Source organism: Actinoplanes sp. NPDC051633 (assembly GCF_040681735.1).
Classification (GTDB): Bacteria; Actinomycetota; Actinomycetes; order Mycobacteriales; family Micromonosporaceae; genus Actinoplanes.
This window is the reverse complement of record NZ_JBFAZH010000591.1, coordinates 1-4,937: the sequence shown is the minus strand read 5'-3', so window position 1 is coordinate 4,937 and position 4,937 is coordinate 1. Positions and strand designations below refer to the sequence as shown.

At 72.5% G+C, this 4,937-nt stretch carries 5 protein-coding genes; 1 reads left to right on the top strand and 4 read right to left on the bottom strand.

The window, feature by feature from the left end; translation table 11 throughout:
* Window positions 1-7: 7 nt before the first annotated feature.
* The 4 genes from lgt to trpC are packed head-to-tail and all read right to left on the bottom strand — an operon-like array spanning window position 8 to window position 3,951.
* Window positions 8-1,081 (bottom strand): prolipoprotein diacylglyceryl transferase, encoded by a 1,074-nt coding sequence (gene lgt / locus AB0M20_RS27360; protein WP_364302942.1) that lies wholly within the window; start codon window positions 1,079-1,081, stop codon window positions 8-10.
* A 31-nt stretch (window positions 1,082-1,112) separates the two neighbouring features.
* Window positions 1,113-1,913, bottom strand: coding sequence for a tryptophan synthase subunit alpha (trpA, locus tag AB0M20_RS27355; protein ID WP_364302940.1), 801 nt, complete (start codon window positions 1,911-1,913; stop codon window positions 1,113-1,115).
* Entirely contained in the window at window positions 1,910-3,151 is a 1,242-nt protein-coding gene (gene trpB / locus AB0M20_RS27350) for a tryptophan synthase subunit beta (RefSeq protein WP_364302939.1), read from the bottom strand. The genes trpA and trpB overlap by 4 nt, the downstream gene beginning before the upstream one ends.
* Window positions 3,148-3,951: an indole-3-glycerol phosphate synthase TrpC gene (gene trpC, locus AB0M20_RS27345; RefSeq protein WP_364302938.1), complete on the bottom strand. Its 804-nt coding sequence runs from the start codon at window positions 3,949-3,951 to the stop codon at window positions 3,148-3,150. The genes trpB and trpC overlap by 4 nt, the downstream gene beginning before the upstream one ends.
* A gap of 367 nt (window positions 3,952-4,318) precedes the next feature.
* Here trpC and AB0M20_RS27340 point away from each other — a divergent pair, with 367 nt between their 5' ends.
* Entirely contained in the window at window positions 4,319-4,678 is a 360-nt protein-coding gene (locus AB0M20_RS27340; protein WP_364302936.1) for a hypothetical protein, read from the top strand.
* The last annotated feature ends 259 nt before the right edge of the window (window positions 4,679-4,937 follow it).

Genomic DNA, 4,937 nt, shown 5'->3' with positions numbered 1-4,937 from the left:
TCCGTTGTCAGCGCTCGTCGGCCGATCCGACCGAGGACTGCGCCGAGTCGTCGCCCGCTGCCGGCTCATCGGTGGCGGTGTCCACGGGCGGAAGTATGCCGGTCCGTTCGTACTCGCGGAAGCGTTCCTCACTGACAACCTGATATGCCCGCGGCGCCTTGGGCCGGACCGGCTCGGCATTGACGTCCACCTGCGAGACGTCGCTCTCCGTCTCGGGATCCGGCGCTGAGTCCGGCGCGTCGATCGGCACCACGTATTCACGGGGTCCCTTGACGAACAGGAAGTAGGCCAGCGCGCCGAGGAAGACGACGACGGAGGTGAAGACGTTCAGCCGGATCCCGCCGATGAGGGTCGCCTCGTCGGTGCGCAGCATCTCGATCCAGAACCGGCCGACCGTGTACGCCATGACGTAGAGCGCGAAGGCGCGGCCCCGGCCGAACCGGAACCGCCGGTCCAGCCACAACACCAGCCCGGCCACGCCGAGGTCCCAGACCGCCTCGTAGAGGAACGCCGGGTGGTACAGGTCCGGCAGGGTCACCGCCTTGCCGTCGATGACCGTGGCGTGACCCGGGTTGGCCCGGTCCATGTCGTGCACCTGGAGCCCCCAGGGCAGCGTGGTGACGCCGCCGTAGAGCTCGTTGTTGAACCAGTTGCCGACCCGGCCGATCGCCTGCGCGACCGGCAGGCCCGGGGCCGCCGCGTCGAGGAAGAGCGCGAACGGCAGGCCGAGCTGCCGGGCCGCCAGCCACGTGCCGAGGGCACCGCCGGCCACCGCGCCCCAGATGCCGAGGCCGCCCTCCCAGATGTAGAAGGCGCGGATCGGGTCGCCGCCGGATCCGAAGTAGTCACCCGGTGACGTGATCACGTGGTAGATGCGCGCGCCGATGATGCCGAACGGCACCGCCCAGACCGCCATGTCCAGCGATGCCCACGGCGCCACGCCGCGGCGGCGCAGGCGGAACTCCATGATCAGCACGGCGGCGACGATGCCGAGGACGATGCACAACGCGTACGCCCGGATCGGCAACCCGAACAGGTGCCACACCGATGTGGTGGGGCTGGGGATGGCAGCGACGTTCACGGCGCACACGCTACCGGGTCACGGCGCGCCGTCAGGGGCGGGTACGCACGCCCTCGGCGAGTTCGGCGCTCAATGCCCGCAACCGCCGCTGCCCCTCGGCCGGGTCGCCGGCCTCGAGCACGCACCGGACCAGGGCGCTGCCCACGATCACCCCGTCGGCGAAGGCGGCCACCTCGGCCGCCTGCGCGCCGGTGCCGACGCCCAGCCCGACGCCCACCGCGATCTCGGGATCGGCCGCCCGGACCCGCGCGACCAGCTCGGGCGCCTGCTGCGACACCGAGGTGCGCGCGCCGGTCACACCCATAAGCGCGGTGGCGTAGACGAATCCCCGGCACTGCGCGACCGTGCTCGCGACCCGCTCGTCGGTCGAGGAGGGCGAGACCAGGAAGGTGCGATCGATCCGGTACGCGTCGGACGCCGCGATCCACTCGGCCGCCTCGTCCGGGATCAGGTCCGGCGTGATCATCCCGGTCGCCCCGGCCGCCGCCAGGTCCCGGGCGAACGCGTCGACACCGTACTTCTCGACCGGGTTCCAGTAGGTCATCAGGACCACCGGCACGCCGCGGCCGGCGACCGCCTCGATGGAGCGCAGGGTGTCGCGGGTGCGCACCCCGTTCGCCAGCGCGATGTCACTGGCCCGCTGGATCACCGGGCCGTCCATGACCGGGTCGGAGTAGGGCATCTCGACCTCGATGACGTCGCAGCCCGCCTCGGCCATCGCGATCATCGAGTCGATGCCGGCGTCCACCGTCGGGAAGCCCGCCGGCATGCAGCCGATCAGCACGCTACGGTTCTCGGCCCTGGCCTTGCCGAAGACCTCGGCGATGCTCACTCCTGCTCCCCCGGCACCAGCGTCTCTTCCTCGTTCAGGATCCCGAAGTACGCGCCCGCCGTGTGCACGTCCTTGTCGCCACGGCCGGAGAGGTTGATCACGATCACCGGTGTGCGGCCCAGCTCGGCGGTCAGCTGTGGCGCGATGCGGGCCACGCCGGCCAGCGCGTGCGCGCTCTCGATCGCCGGGATGATGCCCTCGGTGCGGCAGAGCAGCTGGAACGCGGACATCGCCTCGGCGTCGGTGACCGGCTCGTAGACGGCGCGGCCGGTGTCGTGCAGCCAGGCGTGCTCCGGCCCGACACCCGGGTAGTCCAGGCCGGCCGAGATCGAGTGCGACTCCACCGTCTGCCCGTCGTCGTTCTGCAACACGTACGTCCGGGCGCCGTGCAGCACCCCCGCCGACCCGCCGGTGATCGACGCCGCGTGCCGCCCGGTCTCCACACCGTCACCGCCGGCCTCGAAACCGTAGAGGCGCACCGACTCGTCGGGCACGAACGCGTGGAAGATGCCGATCGCGTTGGAGCCGCCGCCCACGCAGGCCGCGACCGCGTCGGGCAGCCGGCCGAGCATCTCCAGGCTCTGCGCGCGGGCCTCGGTGCCGATCCCGCCCACGAAGTCGCGCACGATCTCGGGGAACGGGTGCGGCCCGGCGGCCGTGCCGAGCAGGTAGTGCGTGGTGTCGACTGTGGACACCCAGTCCCGCAGCGCCTCGTTCAGCGCGTCCTTGAGCGTGCGGGAGCCGGTGGTCACCGGCACGACCGTCGAGCCGAGCATGCGCATGCGGGCCACGTTCAGCGCCTGCCGCTCGGTGTCCACCTCGCCCATGTAGACCACGCACTCGAGGTCGAGCAGCGCGGCCGCGGTCGCGCTGGCCACGCCGTGCTGACCGGCGCCGGTCTCGGCGATCACCCGGGGCTTGCCCATCCGCTTGGCGAGCAGCGCCTGGCCGAGCACGTTGCGCACCTTGTGGGCGCCGGTGTGGTTCAGGTCCTCGCGCTTGAGCAGCACCTCGGCGCCGACCGCCGCGGAGAACCGCTCGGCGCGGTAGAGCCTGCTCGGCGTGCCGGCGTAGTTGGTCATCAGGTCGGCGAGCCGGTCCTGGAAGACCGGGTCGGTCTTGGCGCTGCGGTACGCGGCGTCCAGCTCGTCGAGCGCCTTGACCAGCGCCTCGGGGACGAACCGCCCACCGAACCGCCCGAAATGCCCGGTGAAGTCGGGTAACGACGTGGTGCTCATCGGACGGGCCTGGGTGTCGCCGGGTGGTTGCCCGCGTTGACCAGCTCGGCGACCGCGTCGCGCGGACTCTTCTTGGTCACCAGGCCCTCGCCGACCAGCACCGCGTCGGCCCCCGCCGAGGCATAGCGGATCAGATCGTGCGGCCCGCGTACCCCGGACTCGGCGATCTTGACGACCTTCGCCGGCAGCCCGGGCGCGATCCGCTCGAACACCGATCGATCCACCTCGAGCGTGCGCAGGTCGCGGGCGTTGACGCCGATCACCTGGGCGCCGGCCTCCAGCGCCCGGTCGGCCTCGTCCTCGTTGTGCACCTCGACCAGCGCGGTCATGCCCAGCGACTCGATCCGCTCGAGCAGGCCGACCAGCACGTTCTGCTCCAGCGCGGCCACGATGAGCAGCACCAGGTCGGCGCCGTGCGCACGGGCCTCGTGCACCTGGTAGCTGGACACGACGAAGTCCTTGCGCAGCACCGGCACACCGACCGCGGCTCGCACCGCCGCCAGGTCCTCCAGCGAACCGCCGAACCAGCGGCCCTCGGTGAGCACGCTGATGCAGCGCGCACCACCGGCCGCATACTCCCCCGCCAGCTCGGCCGGGTCGGGGATGTCGGCCAGCGCGCCCTTCGACGGCGACGAACGCTTCACCTCGGCGATCACCGCCACGCCGGGCTTGCGCAACGCCGCGTACGCGTCGATCGCCGGCGGCGCCTTCGCGGCCAACTCGCGCACCTGCTCCAGCGGGATCTGCTCCTGACGCACGGCCACGTCCTCGCGGACGCCGGCCAGAATCTCGTCAAGCACGTTCGCCGGTCCCGTACCACGCGCCGCGGGTCCGCCCCCCGCGTCTGCCTGATCGGATGTCACGTAACGACTCCCCTCTCCGGGTGTCCTCCGACCGATGCTAGGTGCTCGCGGACTTTGGCAAGCCCCCGGGGGTATGGCAGGGCCGACCGTGTGGCCTGCGGCATAATGCGCTGCTCGGCTGCTGTCACGTCGGTCACAGCGGCATCAGGGGTGTCGCCACGTTGCGCTGGGACACCTCGGATGATCGGGGGATCCCCCATCCCGTTGACGTCGGCGTCACGGATCCGAAATCTGACTCGGCCATCATCGGACTCGGGCAAACTGGCCCGTGGCGTACCGAGACCGAGTCCTAGTGGAGTTGACCATGGCCACTGCCGTAGCCACACCACCAGCAGGCATCGCCGCCTTCTCCCGGGCGGTGGTCGCCGCCGCCGCCGACCTGGTCGGATCCGTCGAGCGGGCGGTCGTCGGCGACCAGCGGGTCCGCACGGCCCGGGACAACGCGTGGGACGCGATGTGCGCCGACCGCGCCCGCGCCCAGGCCCGCGACGAGATGGAAGCCCTGGTCCGCGCCATCCTGGCCGAGGGCCCGCGCCCGGCGGTCACCGCGGCCCGGCCCGCTATGCGGCCCGCGAACCAGCCCGCTACGCAGCCCGCGGCCCAGCCGGCCGGGCGCCGCCGCGCCGCGAAAACCCGCCGCCTGGCTACGACCGCGGCCGGCTGAGGCCGGCCCACCAAGACCGCGCCGCGCTCGGCTCGGCCGCGCAACGGCCCGCCGCCGCCTCCCCCACCCCGTGCACTGGGTGGGCAGGAGATTACGGGCCGGGTACGACAATTCCCGTCCGTCGTCCACAGGCCCGCTCAGCTGGTCGGGTCGTCGCCCCGGTCCAGAGCGTCCCAGGCGGCTCTCGTGTCGACCCGGGGGTCGGTGCCGGTGACCGGCCGCCCCGGCCCGGCGGCCGCGGACGGCTCGGACCCCGCGC

What these genes read in the sequence shown, in the direction of transcription:
- trpB (WP_364302939.1), bottom strand. Translation starts at nt 3,151, where the DNA reads ATGAGCACCACGTCGTTACCCGACTTCACCGGGCATTTCGGGCGGTTC.
- AB0M20_RS27340 (WP_364302936.1), top strand. Translation starts at nt 4,319, where the DNA reads ATGGCCACTGCCGTAGCCACACCACCAGCAGGCATCGCCGCCTTCTCC.